The following is a 19,488-nucleotide window of genomic DNA, read 5'->3' as shown; positions in this document are numbered from 1 at the left end:
GAATGCGGCCGAATGCACGATCGAACGAGCGGCCGTTCGCTTGAGCAGACTTACACCGTTAGGCATACAGTACTGAGGTTGCTCGTCGCCGCCGAAACCTCGGCTTCATCGGCTCAAAATCCGCAACGCGTGCGCGGCTTCGCTTCATAGGTTCGTTGCCGCACATAAAAAAGCCTGCATTTCACCGTGTCCTCCCCGGCGTTCACTGATTGTGAAAAATCGCCGGTATTCGTCATCAAAAGTTCAAATCAAAGAGGGAACCCCGATCATGTACAAAGCGTATTCCTATGCCGCTTCGTCAGCCGATAAACCGCTTGCAGCGCTGGATATTCAGCGTCGCGAAGTCGGCCCGAACGACGTGCGCATCGACATTCTTTTTTGCGGCGTCTGCCATTCGGATCTGCATATGGCGCGCAACGAATGGGGCGCGACGAACTATCCGGTCGTGCCGGGTCATGAAATCGTCGGGCGCGTGGCCGAAGTCGGCGCGGACGTGACGAAGTTCAAGACGGGCGATCTCGTAGGCGTCGGCTGTATGGTCGATTCCTGCCGCACGTGCGAAGCCTGCAAGGAAGGTCTCGAACAGTTTTGCGATGGTCCGGACAGCTTTATCCAGACTTACAACTCGCCGGACAAGAAGTCGGGCGGCGTGACGTACGGCGGCTATTCGTCGAGCGTCGTGGTGGACGAAGCGTTCACGTTGCGCGTGCCGGAGAATCTGGAACTGGCTGCGGTTGCGCCGCTGCTGTGCGCAGGTATCACGACGTATTCGCCGCTGCGTCACTGGAACGTGCAGAAGGGTCACAAGGTCGGCGTGGTCGGTCTGGGCGGTCTGGGTCACATGGGCGTGAAGATCGCGGCGGCGATGGGCGCGCATGTGGTGCTGTTCACCACATCGCCGGGCAAGATCGAAGATGCCAAGCGTCTGGGCGCGCACGAAGTGGTGATTTCGAAGGACCCGGAACAAATGGCCGCGCACGCCAATAGTTTCGACTTCATTCTGAACACGGTAGCGGCATCGCACGATCTGGATCAGTTCATGGTTCTGCTCAAGCGTGACGGCACCATGACGCTGGTCGGCGTGCCCGAACATGCGCATCCGTCGCCTTCGGTGATGAACATGATTTTCAAGCGCCGCACGCTGGCGGGTTCGCTGATCGGTGGCATTGCCGAGACGCAGGAAATGCTCGATTTCTGCGGCAAGCATGGAATCGTGTCGGACATCGAGATGATCAGGATGGACGAGATCAACGGCGCTTACGAGCGTATGTTGAAGAGCGATGTGAAGTATCGCTTCGTGATCGATATGGCTTCGTTGCAGAAGTAAATGATTGACTCAGGCCCGCGCGATGCGGGCCTGTTTCGTTGGCGATATGAAATATTGGATCGCATTTAGTTAGGATGCCGACTGGATCAATAAGCGCGACATATCAGGCCTGATCTTCAGCGGCGTCTCGCACGTCGCAAATCAGGATGTGGGATAGCCGAATGACCGTGCGCTCTCGTCACCATCACTAAGAAACCAACTCTTTTGGTCATATCAATCCCGCGCCGCACACTTACCTGTGCTTAAAAATTAAACATTCAGGTAAAAACGCCCGCGTCGGATTGGACAAAGCATCTTCAGACTGTTGTATAAACCTCTCGTCAGACTTTTTTACAATTTAGATTTCGAGCGTTCCTAAACGTCTAAATACAATCAGATTGTTAAAGATTGTGCATTCGTCGGGGACGATGAGAACGAAACCAAAAACGATACTTTCCGTGTTCGGGACGCGGCCTGAAGCCATCAAGATGGCGCCGCTCGTGAAGGCACTGGAGGCGGAGCCGAGCGTGCGCTCTGTCGTATGCGTGACCGGCCAGCATCGTTCGATGCTCAGGCAGGTGCTGGATCTGTTCGACATCACGCCGCAACACGATCTCAAGGTGATGTCGGAGAACCAGAGCCTGAACGGTCTGGCCTCGAAGCTGATTGCCGGGCTCGATGATGTGATCGAGCAGGAGCAGCCGTGCCGCATTCTCGTTCATGGCGATACCACCACCGCGACCGCTGGCGCGCTCGCGGCGTTTCATCGTCGCGTGCCGGTGGCGCATGTCGAAGCGGGTCTGCGTACCGGCGACATGAAAAGCCCGTGGCCGGAAGAAATGAACCGCCGCGTGGTCGATGTCGTCAGCGATCTCATGTTCGTTCCCACGCGTCGCAATGAGCAGAATCTGGCGCGCGAAACGCTCGCGGGCCGCTCCGTCGTCACCGGCAATACGGTGATCGATGCGCTCTTGTCCGTCGTCAAACGCATCGATTCGGACGATGCGCTGCGTGCACGTCTCGACGCGCGCTTTCCGTTTCTCGATGCATCGAAAAAGCTGGTGCTGGTTACCGGGCATCGCCGTGAAAGTTTCGGGCAAGGTCTGCGCGATATTTGCGCGGCAATTGCGCAATTGTCGAAGCGCCGCGATGTGCAGATCGTCTATCCCGTGCATTTGAATCCGAACGTTCAGGCAACTGTCATCAGCGCGCTCGGCTCGCTGCCGAACGTGTTTCTGATTCAGCCACAGAACTACATGGGTTTCGTGCGCCTGTTGCAGCGCTCGACCTTGGTATTGACCGATTCGGGCGGCGTGCAGGAAGAAGCGCCCGCGCTCGGCAAACCGGTGCTCGTGATGCGCGACGTCACCGAGCGACCCGAAGCCGTGCAGGCCGGCACCGCGCGGCTGGTTGGCACGGACACGCACGCAATCGTGTGCGCGGTCTCCCTGCTGCTCGACGATGACAAAGCCCGCGCGGCTTTCGCGCAGAGCGTGAATCCGTATGGAGATGGCCGGGCATCGGCGCGGATCGTATCGGCGCTGATGGGACGGCCGTTCGAAGAATTCAGTCCTGAACCTTCGCGTGATGTCGTCGTCGAGGCCGAATTTCCGGCACGGCGCGCGGCGATTGCGTGATGTCGTATCGCTGTATCGAGTAACGAGAACAAGAAATTTCGACGCAATACGGGCGCTTGCAGAGGCCCGATCGCAATAAAGAACACCAAGATCCACGCACTCCGAGGCGCACGCGCCGCATCCTGCGTTCGATCAGCGGAACAGCAGGCCCATCCGCCTCGAACACACGCGCGTTGTGACAGCACCTCGTTGCGCTTAATTCGAGCCACCTGCCTTGATCGACGACCTTTTCGAGCGGCGCCGCCTGCGCGCCGCGTTCGTTGTGTGTGCCGCATGCGCGGCGTTTCTCACCGGTGCACCTGCTGCTGTGCTTGCAGCGCCCGCCGCGCCTTCCCTCTCTGATAACAGCGTATCGGGCGCATTTTCTCAGCTCGGCAATGATGTGAAGGAAACGCGCACGGTGACGCTGAGCCAGCTCGGCCTCGAACGCGATGTCACGCTGAGCGCGCCTGAAACCCGGCAGGAGTTTTATCTGCCCGTGCCCGCGAATATCCCCATTTACGATGCGACGCTGAATGTCGATGGCGGCTATGTGCGCGGCGACGGCGGCCGTGTGACGATGCTGCTGTCGCTCGATGGATCGCCGGTTTTGTCGCGCCAGTTTACGACCGATCAGGGCAATGTCGCGGTGAATCTCGGTGTCGATGGCGCGCCGCGCGATACCGGTTTCGTGCGGCTCGGGCTGGGTTTTGCGTCCGTCATCAGCCAGAACGTGTGTACGGATCAGACCGCGATCGGCAATGTGCTGCGCGTGTCGCCGAGCACGCGTCTGACGTTCCGTTTCGATCCCGCCGATATCCGCGATCTGCGCACCGCATGGAGCGCATTGCCGTATGCGCCGGTGCTCGCGGTATCGGGCAATCGTTTGCAAACCGAAGCGTTCGACACCGCCTGGCGCACCGATGCCTTGCTTCAGCGCGACGGCAAGCGCCCGGTGATGGAAACGCTGCCATCGGTCGGCAAGACAGCGGATCTTACTGGCGTGGACGTGCCCGCAGGTTTGCGCGGCATTCCCGCGTTCGCGGCGCTCGCTTCTGGCGGCAAACATCTCATCAAGGACGATGCCGAACTCGGCGCGCTGATCGCGCTGAGTCCGCGCGCGTCGTTCGGACCTGACGTTGTTGTCGTCGATGACGTGATGCGCAAACAAATCGACAGCGCGCTCGATGCATTGCGCGCGCAAGTGGCGAGTGCATCGAACGATGCGCTGCCGGCCTTCGACGCCTGGCGTCATCGCAGCGTCGCGCAGTTGACCACGCCGTTCACCGCAGGCGAAGTGCGTATCGCGCATCTCGGCGGGCGCGCGGTGATCGTGGTCGGCGACACGCGCGGCATCGGTGCATTGGCGCAAAGCTGGCGTCCGATCGATGTATCGAACCGTGTGGTCGTGCATCAGATCGATGCCGCCGAACGCGCGCGCGCCGACATGATCGCGCTGTCCGAACTGGGCGGCGATCCGCGCAGTATCGATGTGCAGACCACGGCTTCGTGGACCGCGCGTTTCGATCTCGCGGCGGCGTCGGGCAACGGGCGTTTGCCGGAAAGCGTGGTGCTGGATCTGGCGGCATCGCCTACGCTGTCGAACGGCGCGGCCACGGCCACGATCTATTTCAACGACGTGATGATCGGCGCGAAGCTGTTGAACGCGGATGGCGTGCGTCAACGCATCATCGTGCCGATTCCGCGATACGCGCTGGCCCGCACCAACGAACTGCGCGTGACCTTCCGGCGTCAACCCGACGCAGGTTGTGAGGCGCGCCAGAACTATCCGGTCGCGGTGCTGCCGACGAGTCATATTCAACTCGGCAAGGCGACGCCGGGCAACACGTTTGTCGGCATGGCGGCGCGTTATGCGACGTCTGCTTCGGTCTACGTGCCGCGCGCCTATCTCGACGATTCGCTCGACACGGTTCCGCGTCTCGCGTATCTGTCCGGCGCAACAGGCGTCGCGCCCGTGCAGGCGAAATTCTTCGTCACCGATGACGGCAAGACCGCATCGCCCGATGGCGCGTTCCTCGCTGCCGACGTGAAACTCGCGGATGAAAAAAATCCTGCGGTCTACTCAGCAGATCGTCTCACGCTGTCCGCGCCTTCCGGCGACATGCTGCTCGATATGTCGGGCCTGTCGAAAGTCGCGGTGGTGAGCGTGGCGAGCGCGGGCGGACAAAACGGCGTGGTGTATCGATCGACGGGTGCCGCGCCCGTGCTCAACGACAAACTCGCGCTGTCACGCGGCGATATCGCCGTGGTCGATCAAACCGGCGTGCTCAAACAGTTCGATACGGTCAACCCCGACGAACTCGTCGATGAACCCGCGAGCGGCAGCGACTGGGTCACGCGTCACTGGGCGCGCTGGGGCATTCCTGCCGTGCTGGTCATCTTGCTACTCGTGCTGATCGCGCTGGCGGGCAACGCGCGCCGCAAGCATCGACGTGAACAGCAAAACAAGAAGGACCAAGCGTGACACTGGAACTGCTCAGGTGGTACGGCCGGATCATTCTGGCCCAGTACTACCAGGGACTCGAATACGTCGCCGCGACGGTGGCTGCGATCATCCTGCTGTCCAGTCTCGACGATCTGTTTATCGATATCTGGTTCTGGACGCGCAAGTTCTGGCGCAAGGTGACGATCGAGCGGCGTTACTCGCCGCTCACCATCGAGCAGCTTTACGCGCGCGACGAGCAGCCGATCGCGATCATGGTGCCTGCGTGGCAGGAACAGGACGTGATCGCGGCGATGATCGAAGACCTCGTGCGCGTGCTCGATTACCGCAGCTATACGATCTTCGTTGGCACCTATCAGAACGATGTCGCGACGATTCGCGAAGTGGAGCGCATGCGGCATCGGTATAAGCATTTGCATCGCGTGGAAGTGCCGCATGATGGACCGACCTGCAAGGCCGATTGTCTCAACTGGCTCGTGCAGGCGATTCTGCATTACGAGTACGAGGCGGGCGTGGAGTTCGCGGGCGTCGTCATGCACGACAGCGAGGATGTGCTGCATCCGATCGAACTGAAGTTCTTCAACTATCTTTTGCCGCGCAAGGACATGATTCAACTGCCGGTGGCATCGCTCGAACGGAACTGGTTCGAGTTGGTCGCGGGCACGTATATGGATGAGTTCGCGGAGTGGCACGCGAAGGATTTGGTGGTGCGAGAGAGTCTTGCGGGCGCGGTGCCTTCGGCGGGCGTGGGCACGTGCTTCTCGCGTCGCGCCATGCTCGCGTTGGTCGAGCAGACCGAAAGTCAGCCATTCAATACCGAAAGCCTCACCGAGGATTACGACATCGGCGCGCGCATTCTCAAGATGGGCATGTCGTCGATTTTCCCGCTGTTTCCGGTGCAATTTACGTCGCGCCGCAAGGTGTGGTTCGGTCTCGGCCCCGAGCGCGAAATCAATACGACGATGCCGCTGTGCGTGCGCGAGTTCTTCCCCGATACGTTTCGTACAGCGTACAGACAGCGCGCGCGATGGACGTTGGGGATCGGTCTGCAAAGCTGGGGTTTGATCGGCTGGACGGGCACGATTGCCAATCGATATCTGCTGCTGCGTGATCGAAAAGGCGTGGTGACGGCGTTCGTCGGCATGCTCGCGTATCTGCTAGCCATTCAGTTTTTGCTGTTCGCGGCGGCGACGTATTTTGGTTTGACGTCCGATCTATTTCCATCACCGTTTATCGATGCGGGCTGGCTCAATGCGCTGCTCGCTGCGAATTTCGTCGCGCTGTGTCTGCGCGTGGTGCAGCGGATCATCTTCACCACGCGGCTCTATGGATGGGAGCACGGCGTGCTGGCGGTGCCGCGCATGGTGATCGGCAATGTCGTGAATTTTATGGCGGTGGCGCGCGCGTGGCGTTTGTTTATCGTGCATGTGGTGACGGGGCGGCGACTCGCGTGGGACAAGACCACGCACGATTTCCCCAGCGCCGATGGCCTGCGCGATACGCGTCAGGATCTCGGCGATCTGCTGGTTTCGTGGCAGGCGATCGATCCCGAACGGCTCGAAGAAGCGAAGCAGACCGAGCACGCGCGCGAAGCGCCGATTGGTCGCGTTTTGGTGACGCGCGGCTGGCTCGATGAGGAAACGCTCGCTGAAGCGATCGCGTTTCAGGCCGATTTGCCGCGCGCCCGTTTCGATGCCACGCGCATGCAGGAAGAACCGGGCGTCGCGGTGCCGCCGGAAACACTGGTCCGCCTGCGCGCGATGCCGCAAGGCGAGGATGCGAACGGTCACGCGGTCTTCGTCACCGCTTCCTTGCTCGACGATGCCGCACTCGCCGAATTGCGCGATGCGGTGGGCGTCGCGATATCGATACAAGTGGTTCGTGAAAGCGAAATCGCGTCGGGTTTGCGCATGCTGCGCGATGTCGATGTATCGACACTGTCTGGCGCGGAAGCCGCGCCCGAACGCACGCACGCCGCATACGATGAAGCCGCGCGCGGCGTGCCTTTGCTCGGCGACATCATGATCGAGATGGGACTGGTCACGCGACGCCGCTTCGAAACGGCGCTGCGGGATTATCGGCCAGAACGACATGGACGCATCGGCGATTATCTGGTGTCCGAAGGAGTGATTACGCGCGAAGCGCTGGAACGCGCGGTCGAGGAACAACAGCGGCGCTATTCGCAGCGGGCGGGCCGGCAATGAACCGTAGTCGGATTGCATGTGCCGTGATTGCGTTGTCGACGTGGGGCGTCGCGCATGCAGATGTCACCTTGCCGCTGCCCTTGAGTGGCGCGCCATATCGCATCGCGCGGGACGCGTATGCCGCGTACGACGAGCATCGTTATGTCGATGCAGCCGCGAGCGCGCGCGAAGCGATTCGCCAGCGACCGGACGTGATGGACTTGCGTGTGCTGCTGGCGAATTCGCTGGCGGCGCGCGGGCATCTGAAGGATGCGAGCCAGGTTCTGAGCGATGCTATCGCGCAGTTCGGGCCGCAGGCCGCGTTGGTATCGCGTCGTCGCGAGATCGATGATTTGGCTGCGGGCGGTGGCGGCGCGGGCGGAACCGGTGACCTGCAAGGACCGGCCTTGCGTGCTGCGCGCGCGGCGTATCGCGATTATGCAAACAAGGATTACGCGGCGGCGGTGATCGAAAGCCGCGAAGCGATACGGCTTGCGCCGCGTGTCGAACGACTGCGTTATCTGCTGGTCGATTCGCTCGCCGCAACGGGAGATGATCGCGCCGCATGGGATGTCGCCAGCGATACGGCGCGTCGATTTGGCGATAGCGAAGGATTGCGCACGCGTCGTCGTTATATCGGCGATCGGCTTGCTGCGCCGGAATCGATCGTGGCTTATGATGCGCGTCAACGTGACGATCTTACGGAATCCGAACGACACGCGCAACGTGCGATGATGTACGCGCCCGAACGCGCGCAATTTCGCATGCAGTTGATCGAAACGCTATTCGCGCGTGATGATCTTGCAGGCGTGGAAAGCACTGCGGGCGATGGCATCGCGTTGAATCGAAACGACGCTTTGTTGTGGGCTTTGCATGGGTACGCACGTGCAGCACGCGGACTTAGTGCGGATGAGGATTTCGCTCATGCGCTTGCGATTGCGCCTGCATCGGTTGATCAGGCGGCGGAGACGCGGGCGAATGTGAATCCGCAGCCAGATACACTCGTGGCCGTTAAGGACGATATCGATGCACAAATTCAGTCACATGAAGACGTGCTGCGTTATGGCATCGAACATCCGAATGCGATGAGTGTCGATGAAGAACGCTCGATTATCTTGCAGAAGCAGTTGAAGCGGGATGCGCCAACGCCAAAGCCCGCCCCGGCTGCCGTCGTTGCGAACACCGAAGCGCAACGCCGCTACCGTGACGCGCAAGTAGCACGCACGATCATCGCCGATGTGCGGCTCGCGCAAGGCAAACCACAGGCCGCGCTCGATGCGCTGCCATCCGACGATAAGAACGACGAAGCAATCGCCTTGCGTCGATACCGCGCGCGGGCGGAAGCTGCGCCGCATGATATCGACCCGGACGCGCGTCCGACTTTCGATTGCCGACAGGACCAATACGGCGCATCGTGCGATATCTACGCCCACGATCCCGCTTTCGATGCCACGCGCGCCGCGAATCTCGCGCAGCAGCAGGGCGATCGAAGCGCTGCCATCGAACATTGGCGCGACGCCGTCAAAGCCGTACCCGACGATGCACGTCTGCGACTGGCGCTGATTGATGCACTTGCCGCCGACGGTCAGACACGCGCTGCATCGACGGAAGCGCGTTCCGCGATCGACGCGCATCTGCTCGATTCAATGACCGATCTGCAAGCGGCATCGCTGGCTTCCCGCGCGGGCGATCGTGAGAAAGCGCTGAGATACTACGCGCGCGCCGAACAGCACGGCAATCTCCCGCCAAACGCCGAAGCCGACGCAGGCTACGCCGCGCTTTCGATGCGCCGCAACGCGGAAGGCGCACGTTACATAGAACACGCAATCGACGATACGCGTACTGCTCCGGATTCCGAACGATTGTCAAACGATGCCCTGATCGATGCCCGCGCCGCGCACGCCGAAGCCACGCGTAACTGGGGCTTCAGCATGAACGTGAACTATCGCGGCAGCGGTTCCGGTCCCGGCTTCGCGTTCAACCCGACGCCGGGAATCGCAAGCAATTGGCAAGCAGGCACGGAAGCCTACTGGCGACCGTTCGGCAGCCTCGGCGACCGCATGTTCGAAGTCTATGCACGCGGTTACGAGAACTTCGGCGTGAAGGGCGGCGCGCCGTCGGGGGCATCGACCTTGCAGGCGGCACTCGGCGCGCGCGTGAAACCGTTCGCGTCGGTGAATGCGATCTTCGCCATCGAAAAGATTCTGCCGATAGGCTCCGATGTGCGCTCCGACTGGCTCGCCCGCGCCGCGTATTCGACCGGTTTCGGCGATGCGCGTCGCTTCGATGTGCCAAGCTGGTGGACCGGCACGTTCTATGGCGAAGTCGGGCATTACATCGTGAACTCATCGACGTATGCAACGGCGAACGCGCGGCTCGGACGCACGTATCGCATCGATGCGATATCGCCGCGTCTCACGGTGTTTCCGCACGCGGTGATCGGCGCGGATTACGATTCCGCGATCGATCACAGCACGCCGGTGGGGATTGGCGCGGGCATCTCGGCGCGCTGGTGGTTCCGTGGCAGCAACTACGACGCGCCGCGCTCGTTCGTCGATGTATCGGTGCAATACCGCTTCCGCATAGCGGGCGATGACCGCGCGAAAGGCGTGTTCTTCGGTGCGGTATTCTCGTATTGATGAAGACGCTTCTTTTCGGCCTGATGCTGATGATGGCGGCGCTGTGCGTGCATGCAGAGCCGCATATTATCGATGGCATCGTCTGGCAACCCGACAACGCACATCCCGATCCGGCGGGCGATTGGAACAAGCTCGGCGCGCACGAACTGATTGTGCAATGGACGTCGGTGGATGGTCTGTCGTTCGTGCCCGGAAGCGACATGCGAAGCGCGCCGCGTATGCCGGACTGGGCGCGTATCGGACGTGAGCCGTGGGCGCGCGATGTGATTATCGGACTTGCCGGACGCTTCGATGAAGCATCGGCGCGCGCAAATATCTCGCAGCTTTTCATCGAGTCGATGCGACTGGCGGATGTACGCCTGCCCGTACATATTTCGGGCTACTACTTTCCTGTCGAAATCGATCCGACATGGAAAGATGCAAGTGCTTTGCGCACGCTGCTCGATGCGTTGCCGAAGCCGCTATGGATCAGTGTTTATGATCGCGCGAATGTGGGCGGTGCTGCGATTGGTGAATGGCTTGAGCAGTGGTTGCCGCGTGATGTTGGCGTGTTGCTGCAGGACGGATGCGGCGTATATGCGCGTGAACCGCGCGTGGCGCGGCTGTATGCCGATCAGATCGCGGCGCGGCTGGGGCATGGGCGCGTGCGCATCATTGCGGAGGCGTTTCGGCCGAATGTCGGCGGCGGATTTCGCGCGGCGACCGTTGACGAACTGAAGCCGCAGATTGACGCGTATCGAGGATATAAGACTTATCTATTCGATGGGCCGCATTATGTGTCGGGGGAGATGGTGCGGGGTCTGTTGGACGCATACAAGATGAAATCGAACTAAAGGTCGAACCCCCTCACAACATCGTCATATGCAAGTGATGCGGGTCCGCGAGCATATCCGCGACCCGCTGCAAAGCTTCCCGGCAGTCCTCACGATTTTGTGGTCCGCCAAGACACAGCCTCAAAGCATTCGGCGGATTGCCATCCGTAGAAAACGCAGCGCCCGCCACCGCGCCGATGCCCTGATTGCGCAACTGCAACGCCAGTTCAGACGCACTCCAGTCGCAAACCGAAGGCACCGGCAGCCACAGATGAAAGCCGTACGGATTCGCATCGAACGGCAGACTGTCAAGCACTTGCGAAGCGATAAGCTGCCGCGCCATCCCTTCTTCGCGGATCGCGTTCAGGACGTCCAGAGCGGTGCCATCGTTGACCCATTGCGTCGCGAGCAAAACGGTGAAAGGGCTTGGCATCACCGTCGTCGCCCGCAACGCACCGGCAATACGCTGTGTCTGCCGTGCGGAAGGCGCCTTGAGATAAGCCACACGCAAACCCGCGCCAAATGTCTTCGATAAACCCGTCACGTGATACGTCAATTCCGGCGCAAGCACTGCAAGCGACGATGGCGCATCCAAGGGCAACATGCCATAAGGCTCGTCCTCGATAATCGGCACGTTGTAGCGCAACGCGATATCGGCCAATGCTTCACGCCGTTGCTGGCTCAAGGTCAGCGTGCTCGGATTCTGCAAAGTCGGATTGCAATAGAAACCGCCGGGCTTTTCCGTCTTGCACATCGCCTCGAACGCATGCGGCAAGGGGCCGTCATCATCACGCGGCAAGGCCTGTAACTTCACGCCGAGTTGCGAGGCAATCGCCTTGATGCCCGGATACGCGAGCGAATCCAGACAGATCGTTTCACCGGGCCGCGCGAGTTGTGAGACCAGCGCGACCAACGCGCTATGAATGCCCGGACACACCAGCACCGTTTCCTCACGACAATCCGGAAGACGCGCGCGCAGCCATCCACAGGCCGCCGAGCGATCCATCGCGGTCCCGCCGAAATCCTGATAGCGCAACAACTGAAACGGGTCCGCGTCCTTCATCAAACGCGCAGCCGATTCACGCAATCGCGCCGCCAGCGCAGGCGGTTCCGGCGGCATGTTCATCGACATTTCGACGCTGCTGCCGCCCGCCAATGGCAACGTCTGCGTTCTGCCGCGCACGAAGGTACCGCTGCCCGCGCGCGCATCTAGCAGGCCGCGTTTGCGGGCTTCGGCATACGCACGCGCAACCGTCGTGTAGTTGAGATTGAGCGCTTCGGCAAGATCGCGCAGACCCGGCAAACGATCACGCGGACGCAGCCGGCCGCTCGCCAGATCTTCCTCGATCAAATCGGGAATGGTCAGATAAGCCGGTTTGCGGCTCTCTTCGAGCTTGCGAATCCAGTGATGCGACGTCTGCGTCATGCGGCGCCCTTATGCAAAACCAAGATCTAAACCGATCGTAAATGCCGATGCAATTTGATCGCATTGATCGCATCGATGCACGGCTTTAGTGTGACGCGCACCACGCGCACGCGAACGTGCGCTGAAACCGTGCGTGAGCGCGCGAAACGCCAGGCAGAATAAAAGTCAGAAAACCCCTTGCTACAAGGCTCGAACAAAAAATTTTGGTATCCGTCGAGCAGATTCGTTTTGCTTGATTGCAAAGTGATCGCATTTTGCGGGCCAATCATTGGCATATCCGTTGCGTTTGATCGCTCGTCACATAGCGACGTCATACACACACGCCAAACGGAGAATGACATGCCTGCAGTCACGCAACCGCTTCACAAGAACGGCGATTATCTGGTCGATTACGAAGAGAAAGTGTTCGAGGACGTGAAAGCCGAACCCGGCGAAAAAGCGCTCGTCACGTTTCATACCGTCGCGTTCGAAGGTTCGATCGGTTTCGTCAATCTCTTGCAGGCCACGCGTCTTCAACGCAAAGGGTTCGATACTTCCGTGCTGCTGTACGGTCCCGGCGTCACGCTCGGTCTGCAACGCGGCTTTCCCACGCTCGGCGATGAAGCCTTCCCCGGCCATCTCAACTTCAACAAGCAATTGCAGAAGTTCATGGCCGAAGGCGGCAAGGTCTATGCGTGCCGCTTTGCATTGCAGGCGCTTTATGGGCACGGCGAAGCTTCGTTGATCGAAGGAATCAAGCCGATCAATCCGCTCGATGTGCTGGATATTCAGCTTCTTCATCGCAAGGAGAACGCGCTCATCATCCATACGTGGACGGTGTAAGTCATGCGCATCGTACGCGCCGCGGCTGTGCAGATTACGCCGGATTTCGAGCGTCCCGAAGGCACGCTCGACCGCGTCTGCACGGCCATCGACGAAGCCGCTGCGAAGGGCGTGCAGTTGATCGTGTTCCCCGAAACCTTCGTGCCGTATTACCCGTATTTCTCGTTCGTGCGCGCGCCGGTGGCATCGGGTGTGGATCATATGAAGCTGTACGAGCGCGCGGTCGTGGTGCCGGGTCCGGTGACGCAGGCGGTTGCGGACCACGCGCGCAAAGCGCAGATGGTAGTTGTGCTCGGCGTGAACGAGCGCGATCACGGCAGCCTCTACAACACCCAGCTTATCTTCGATACCAACGGCGCGTTGCTGCTCAAGCGCCGCAAGATTACGCCCACTTTCCACGAACGCATGATCTGGGGACAAGGCGACGCAGCGGGCCTCAAGGTTGTCGAAACGAGCGTGGGCCGCGTCGGTGCATTGGCATGTTGGGAGCATTACAACCCGCTCGCGCGCTATGCGTTGATGACGCAGCACGAGGAGATTCACTGCGCGCAGTTTCCCGGCTCGCTGGTCGGGCCAATATTTGCTGAGCAGATCGAAGTAACGATCCGCCATCACGCGTTGGAATCGGGCTGCTTCGTCGTCAATGCGACCGGCTGGCTCACCGATGCGCAGATCGAAGCCGTCACGCCCGATCCCAATCTTCAACGCGCGTTGCGTGGCGGCTGCAACACGGCGATCGTATCGCCCGAAGGCCAGCATCTTGCCGAACCGCTGCGCGAAGGCGAAGGCATGGTGATCGCCGATCTCGACATGTCGCTCATCACCAAGCGCAAACGCATGATGGATTCGGTCGGTCACTACGCGCGGCCCGAATTGCTGAGCCTCGCGATCAACGACCGGCCGGCATCGCCCGTCACTTCATTCAAGGACACCCACGACGATGAGCGCCCGAGAGAACCTGCCGGCATCGAGCCGGCAATTGATGACTGAGCTTCAGTCGAGCGGTCTGCGTCTGATCGATCCGCGCGCGGGTGTATCGAGCCGTCGCGGTGGCGCTGGGCCGTCGGATCACAAGGCAGTGACCGTCGATGGCGTGACCATCATGGTGCCGGTTCATACGAGCACCGCGTGGGAATCGCCCTTCGTCGCCGGTCAGCCCGATGAACACGGCAAGAGTGCGCTGATGCGCAACGCGATTCCGATTGCATCGATAAGTTTTCCTAAATCACCGCGCTTCTACGCGATGCAAACGCTCGAAGGCGTGCCGTACTCGCATATCGCCACGTTGCACAGCAGCGACGTACTGGCGACGACGGTGCTGCAAACATGCATCCGCTATGAAAGCCGCCGCAAATCCTGCAAATTCTGCGCAATCGGGCAATCGCTGGCGGCGGGCCGCACGATTGCGCGCAAGACGCCCGAGCAACTCGCGGAAGTCGCACGCGCAGCGGTGTTGCTCGATGGCGTGAAGCATATGGTCCTGACCACGGGCACGCCGCCAACGCCCGATCGCGGCGCGCAGATCCTCTGCGAAAGCGCTTCTGCAATCAAAGCCGCCGTCGATCTGCCGATACAGGCGCAATGCGAACCACCCGACGACGATGCGTGGTTCGGGCGCATGAAAGCTGCGGGCATCGACACGCTCGGCATGCACCTCGAAGCGGTCACGCCGGACGTGCGCGAACGCATCATGCCGGGCAAGGCGACGGTGCCGGTATCGCGCTATATGGAGGCGTTTGACGCGGCGGTGAAGGTGTTCGGACGCGGCCAGGTGAGCACATACATTCTCGCGGGACTCGGCGATAGCGCGACGGCCATCGTGCAGATTGCGCGCGAGTTGATCGCGATCGGCGTGTATCCGTTCGTGGTGCCGTTCGTGCCGATCAGCAGCACGCCGCTCGAGGATCATCCCGCGCCGACGCCTGATTTCATGCGCTCGGTGCTCGCGCCCATCGGCGCCATGCTTGCGGATGCCAACATGCGCTCCGCCGATATCAAAGCCGGCTGCGGGAAATGCGGCGCGTGTTCATCGCTTTCTTCCTACGAGGTGTGATCATGTTCGTCGAAGCCGTCGATCAACTCGAATGTGATTACGCGCCCGTGGAGTTTCGCGTGAAGTGGGCGACTTTGCCTTGGGAAACTCAGGAAGCCTACTCATTGCGGCGCGCGGTATTCTGCATCGAACAAGGCATTTTTGTGGGCGATGATCGCGACGAGACGGATGAACGGGCGCAATTGATCGTCGCGTTGAGTTGTGTGGCGGGCATGCCCGAACAAGTGGTCGGCACGGTGCGCATTCATGAGGATGAACCGGGCGTGTGGTTCGGCTCGCGGCTCGCCGTTCATGCGGCATTTCGCTCGCATGCGAAGATCGGCGCGACGCTGATTCGTCTTGCGGTATCGAGCGCGCATGGTCAAGGTTGCGAGACATTTCTCGCGCATGTGCAGGCGCAGAACGTGCCGTTGTTCGAGCGGCTTCGCTGGACATCGTTGCGTGAAGAAACGATCTTCGGGCGCGCGCATCATCTGATGCAGGCGCAGTTGGACGCGTATCCGCCATGCGCGACGCCGCAAAGCGGATTCGTCGCGCTGGCGCGGAGAGTGTCGTGAGCGCGTTGGCATCGCTTGTCGGACGTTTGCGCGAAAGTCGCGGATTTCAGCATAAAAGCGATATTTCCGGCGTGCTGTCGCGCTTGCCTGAAGGTGCAATTGCAATCGGCGACGACTGCGCTGCGATTCCCGATAACGACGGTTACTTGCTGTTCGCCATCGAAGGCATGGTGAGCGACTTTGTCCGCGCGATGCCGTGGTTCGCGGGCTACAGCAGCGTGATGGTCAACGTGAGCGATATCTACGCGATGGGCGGCCGCCCGATCGCCGTCGTCGATGCACTATGGAGCGGCAGCACGTACGAAGCGAAAGAAGTGCTCGCGGGTATGGCAGCCGCATCGAAAGTGTATGGCGTGCCGATCGTCGGCGGCCACAGCAACGTGCGTAGCGATGGCGCGCAACTCGCGGTATCCATCGTCGGACGTGCGCGCAAGTTGCTGACGAGCTTCGACGCCAAACCCGGCGATGCGCTCATCATGGCCGTCGATCTGCGCGGTAATTACGAAGACCCGTACCCGTTCTGGAACGCATCGGTCGGCTCGCCCGAAGGCCGCGCACGTGACGATTTCGAACTGCTGCCCGCGCTCGCTGAAGACGGCCTGTGCGATGCCGCCAAGGACATCAGCATGGCAGGCGTGCTCGGCACGGCGCTCATGTTGCTCGAATGCTCGAAAGTGGGCGCGCGTATCGATCTCGATTTGATTCCCGATCCTAACGATTCAAATTTTGAACGCTGGCTCGGCGCGTTTCCGAGCTTCGGCTTCGTGCTATCGGTGCGTCCCAAACATGTCGATGTGGTCATCGCCCGCTTTGCAGCGCGTGAGATTGCGAGCGCCGTAATCGGCCATGTCGATGCCTCGCGCGAAGTAGTCGTAACGCAAGGCGATGAAAGCGCGCTGCTGTGGAATCTGCGCGAGGAGGCGTTCATATGCGCGCGCTGAAAATCGCACTGCTCACTCATTCGGTGAATCCGCGCGGCGGCGTGGTGCACACGCTGGAGCTCGCGCGTGCGCTTCACGAATGCGGCCACGATGTCACGATCTTCGCGCCCGCGCGTGAAGGCGAATCGATGTTCAGGGCATCACCGTGTGAGATCGTGCTGGCGCGTGTGAAAGGTTCGCACGATGGTCTCGTTGGTATGGTCGATGAACGCATTCGCGCGTTGAAACTTGCACTCGCGAACAAGCGCTTCGATGTGTATCACGCGCAGGACAGCATCGGCGGAAATGCGTTGGCGGAACTGAAGCAGGAAGGCGCGATTCGCCGCTTTGTGCGCACGGTCCATCATCTCGATCATTTCGATGATGAACGCCTCGCGCATTGGCAACGCCGCGCGTGGCGCGATGCCGACGAAGTGCTGTGCGTCAGCGAAACATGGACGCGGACGATGCGCGAGATATACGGCATCGAAGCGAAGACAGTGAGTAACGGGATCGATGCAGCGCGCTATCGTGCGGGCGGTGATAGCAACGCTCTGCGTGAGCGCTTCAGCATCACGCAGGATGGACCGGTCGTGCTCGCAGTCGGTGGCATCGAAGCGCGCAAGAACACGTTGATGCTGCTCGAAGCGTTCGCGTTGCTGCACAGGCGCATGCCATCGGCGCAACTCGTGCTGGCACGCGGCGCAAGCCTGCTCGATCACGATGCTTACGCGCGTCGCTTCTTCGAGCGCGCAGAAGAACTCGACGTGCCGGTAATCGTCACAGGTCCGCTGAACGACGACGACATGCCCGCGCTATTCCAACTCGCCGATGCCGTTTCGATGATCTCGCTGCGCGAAGGCTTCGGCCTCGTCGTGCTCGAAGCGCTGGCGAGCGGGCGGCCGGTGGTCGTATCGAATATTGCGCCGTTCACGGAGTATCTCGACGCGCAAACCTGCGTATTCGCCGATCCACACGACGCGCATTCCATTGCCGAAGCCTTGACGCGTGCAATCGAATGCACGAGTGAAATCAACTTCGAGCATGACGTTCCCGCGCTTCTGCAGCGCTTCACATGGCAAGCGAGCGCGTCACGCCATCTCGACATCTATAGAGAACTCACCATGCCCGTCATGCACTTCCATATCCGCTGGCCCGATGGCGTCGAAGCGGACTGCTATTCGCCTTCCACTGTCGTCGGTGAGTATTTCGAAGCAGGAACGCGCTATCCGCTCGACGACTTCGTGGCGCGCTCGCGCGAGGCCCTGAATATAGGCTCCGAACGTGTGCGCGAGAAATACGGCTTCGCGTGTTCGGCGGCGATGGATCAGCTCGCACGCATCGAACAGGATGCCAGTCGTTTCGCTCACGAACACGATGCGCACGTGACCGTCATCGAACTCGTTTGATAGAGGAATCCGAAATGTCGAACACTCATTACAGCGTGATCGTCGTTGGCGGCGGGCAAGCCGGGTTGTCGGTCAGCTACTTTTTGCAGCAGGCGAATATCGACCATCTCGTGCTGGAAAAGCAGCGCGTGACGCACACGTGGCGCACGCAGCGCTGGGACACGTTCTGCCTCGTGACGCCGAACTGGCAATGCGCGTTGCCCGGTCATCCATACACTGGCGATGATCCGCACGGCTTCATGAAAAAGGAAGAACTGATCCGCTATCTCGATGCCTTCGTCGCCAAGGTCAACGCGCCGGTGCTCGAAGACACAGCCGTCACGCGCGTGACACGCAACGGGCATTACGTCGTGCAGACCACACGCGGCGAGTTCACGGCGGATCAGATCGTGGTGGCATCGGGCGGCTATCACACGCCGATTGTGCCGCGCATGGCCGAACGCTTGCCTGCGCGTATCGTGCAGATGCAGTCGTCGGAATATCGCAATGCGGATGCCTTGCCGCCGGGCGCGGTGCTTGTTGTAGGTTCGGGGCAATCGGGCGCGCAGATCGCGGAAGACCTGCATTTATCGGGGCGAAAGGTGCATCTCGCCGTCGGTGAAGCGCCGCGTTGTGCGCGGTTCTATCGAGGCCGCGACGTAGTCGATTGGCTCGCGGATATGCGCTACTACGACATGCCCGTAACCGATCATCCGCTACGCGAGGGCGTGCGCGATAACACCAATCACTATGTCACCGGCCGCGACGGCGGACGCGATATCGATTTGCGCCGCTTCGCACTCGAAGGCATGGAATTGTTCGGACGACTTGAAGATTTGCGCGATGGACAACTTTGCTTCGCGCCGAACCTGCGCGCGAATCTCGATGAAGCCGACACGACGTACAACAACATCAACGCGAGTATCGACGGCTTTATCGCGCGGCATGGTATCGATGCGCTCGCCGCCGAGCGTTACGAAGCGGTGTGGCAACCATCAGCGGAACGCGAAACGTTGGATTTGCAGGCCAGCGATATCGCAGCGGTCGTGTGGTGCATCGGCTTCAGGCCGGACTTCAGTTGGCTCGATGCGCCCGTGTTCAACGGACGCGGCCATCCGGCGCATCTGCGAGGCGTGACGGGCGTGCCGGGCGTGTATTTCGTCGGCTTGCCGTGGCTGCATACGTGGGGATCGGGGCGTTTCTCAGGCGTCGCGCGCGATGCGCAATACATCGTCGATGCCATCTGTGCCGAGCGCGCGAACAAGCTGGAACCACGCCTGTCCGCAGCCTGCGTTTAAAGCA

Annotated in this window: 15 protein-coding genes and 1 pseudogene; 14 read left to right on the top strand and 2 right to left on the bottom strand. The window is 60.8% G+C overall.

What is annotated here, in order from left to right; translation table 11 throughout:
• Positions 1 to 268 precede the first annotated feature (268 nt).
• The 6 genes from P7F28_RS31035 (at position 269) to P7F28_RS31010 (ending at position 11,041) form a co-directional block, all read left to right on the top strand.
• Positions 269 to 1,327: an NAD(P)-dependent alcohol dehydrogenase gene (locus P7F28_RS31035; RefSeq protein ID WP_277189042.1), complete on the top strand. Its 1,059-nt coding sequence runs from the start codon at positions 269 to 271 to the stop codon at positions 1,325 to 1,327.
• Positions 1,328 to 1,734: 407 nt separating this feature from the next.
• Positions 1,735 to 2,943 carry a non-hydrolyzing UDP-N-acetylglucosamine 2-epimerase gene (gene wecB / locus P7F28_RS31030; protein WP_277189039.1) on the top strand — a complete coding sequence of 403 codons (1,209 nt, stop codon included), beginning with the start codon at positions 1,735 to 1,737 and terminating at the stop codon, positions 2,941 to 2,943.
• 214 nt (positions 2,944 to 3,157) lie between these two features.
• A complete protein-coding gene (locus tag P7F28_RS31025; RefSeq protein WP_277189037.1) occupies positions 3,158 to 5,407 on the top strand; it encodes a cellulose biosynthesis cyclic di-GMP-binding regulatory protein BcsB in 2,250 nt (749 codons plus the stop codon).
• Positions 5,404 to 7,590, top strand: a complete 2,187-nt coding sequence (locus P7F28_RS31020) for a glycosyl transferase family protein (protein WP_277189035.1) — start codon at positions 5,404 to 5,406, stop codon at positions 7,588 to 7,590. Before P7F28_RS31025 ends, P7F28_RS31020 begins: the two co-directional genes overlap by 4 nt.
• Positions 7,587 to 10,208, top strand: coding sequence for a tetratricopeptide repeat protein (locus P7F28_RS31015; protein WP_277189032.1), 2,622 nt, complete (start codon positions 7,587 to 7,589; stop codon positions 10,206 to 10,208). Before P7F28_RS31020 ends, P7F28_RS31015 begins: the two co-directional genes overlap by 4 nt.
• Entirely contained in the window at positions 10,208 to 11,041 is an 834-nt protein-coding gene (locus P7F28_RS31010; RefSeq protein WP_370467444.1) for a hypothetical protein, read from the top strand. Before P7F28_RS31015 ends, P7F28_RS31010 begins: the two co-directional genes overlap by 1 nt.
• A gap of 13 nt (positions 11,042 to 11,054) precedes the next feature.
• Here the strand turns inward: P7F28_RS31010 and P7F28_RS31005 are convergent, their stop codons facing one another.
• Both P7F28_RS31005 and P7F28_RS31000 read right to left on the bottom strand, forming a co-directional pair.
• Positions 11,055 to 12,446: a PLP-dependent aminotransferase family protein gene (locus P7F28_RS31005; protein WP_277189030.1), complete on the bottom strand. Its 1,392-nt coding sequence runs from the start codon at positions 12,444 to 12,446 to the stop codon at positions 11,055 to 11,057.
• Between the two features lie 26 nt (positions 12,447 to 12,472).
• Positions 12,473 to 12,715, bottom strand: a complete 243-nt coding sequence (locus tag P7F28_RS31000) for a hypothetical protein (protein WP_277189028.1) — start codon at positions 12,713 to 12,715, stop codon at positions 12,473 to 12,475.
• Between the two features lie 70 nt (positions 12,716 to 12,785).
• Between P7F28_RS31000 and P7F28_RS30995 the strand changes: the two genes are divergently transcribed.
• The 8 genes and pseudogenes from P7F28_RS30995 (at position 12,786) to P7F28_RS30960 (ending at position 19,484) form a co-directional block, all read left to right on the top strand.
• Positions 12,786 to 13,268 carry an MSMEG_0572/Sll0783 family nitrogen starvation response protein gene (locus P7F28_RS30995; protein WP_277189026.1) on the top strand — a complete coding sequence of 161 codons (483 nt, stop codon included), beginning with the start codon at positions 12,786 to 12,788 and terminating at the stop codon, positions 13,266 to 13,268.
• A gap of 3 nt (positions 13,269 to 13,271) precedes the next feature.
• Entirely contained in the window at positions 13,272 to 14,258 is a 987-nt protein-coding gene (locus tag P7F28_RS30990; RefSeq protein WP_277189024.1) for a Nit6803 family nitrilase, read from the top strand.
• A complete protein-coding gene (locus tag P7F28_RS30985; RefSeq protein ID WP_370467448.1) occupies positions 14,251 to 15,321 on the top strand; it encodes an MSMEG_0568 family radical SAM protein in 1,071 nt (356 codons plus the stop codon). The genes P7F28_RS30990 and P7F28_RS30985 overlap by 8 nt, the downstream gene beginning before the upstream one ends.
• Positions 15,322 to 15,323: 2 nt before the next feature.
• The gene (locus tag P7F28_RS30980; protein ID WP_277189020.1) at positions 15,324 to 15,878 is read left to right on the top strand and encodes an MSMEG_0567/Sll0786 family nitrogen starvation N-acetyltransferase; all 555 of its coding nucleotides are present in this window, start codon (positions 15,324 to 15,326) and stop codon (positions 15,876 to 15,878) included.
• On the top strand, positions 15,827 to 16,819 hold the full coding sequence (locus tag P7F28_RS30975) for a sll0787 family AIR synthase-like protein (RefSeq protein ID WP_277189018.1): 993 nt from the start codon (positions 15,827 to 15,829) through the stop codon (positions 16,817 to 16,819). The genes P7F28_RS30980 and P7F28_RS30975 overlap by 52 nt, the downstream gene beginning before the upstream one ends.
• Positions 16,807 to 17,922 (top strand): annotated as a pseudogene (locus P7F28_RS30970) (MSMEG_0565 family glycosyltransferase); the annotation flags it as partial. The gene P7F28_RS30975 and the pseudogene P7F28_RS30970, both read left to right, overlap by 13 nt.
• Positions 17,923 to 18,207, top strand: a complete 285-nt coding sequence (locus P7F28_RS30965; protein ID WP_277189248.1) for an MSMEG_0570 family nitrogen starvation response protein — start codon at positions 17,923 to 17,925, stop codon at positions 18,205 to 18,207. It abuts the pseudogene before it with no gap.
• 14 nt (positions 18,208 to 18,221) lie between these two features.
• Entirely contained in the window at positions 18,222 to 19,484 is a 1,263-nt protein-coding gene (locus tag P7F28_RS30960; RefSeq protein WP_277189016.1) for an MSMEG_0569 family flavin-dependent oxidoreductase, read from the top strand.
• Positions 19,485 to 19,488: the final 4 nt, after the last annotated feature.

It is taken from the genome of Caballeronia sp. BR00000012568055, from assembly GCF_029439455.1.
GTDB lineage: Bacteria > Pseudomonadota > Gammaproteobacteria > Burkholderiales > Burkholderiaceae > Caballeronia.
The sequence above is the reverse complement of the archived record's forward strand: the minus strand, read 5'-3'. Positions and strand labels throughout refer to the sequence as shown.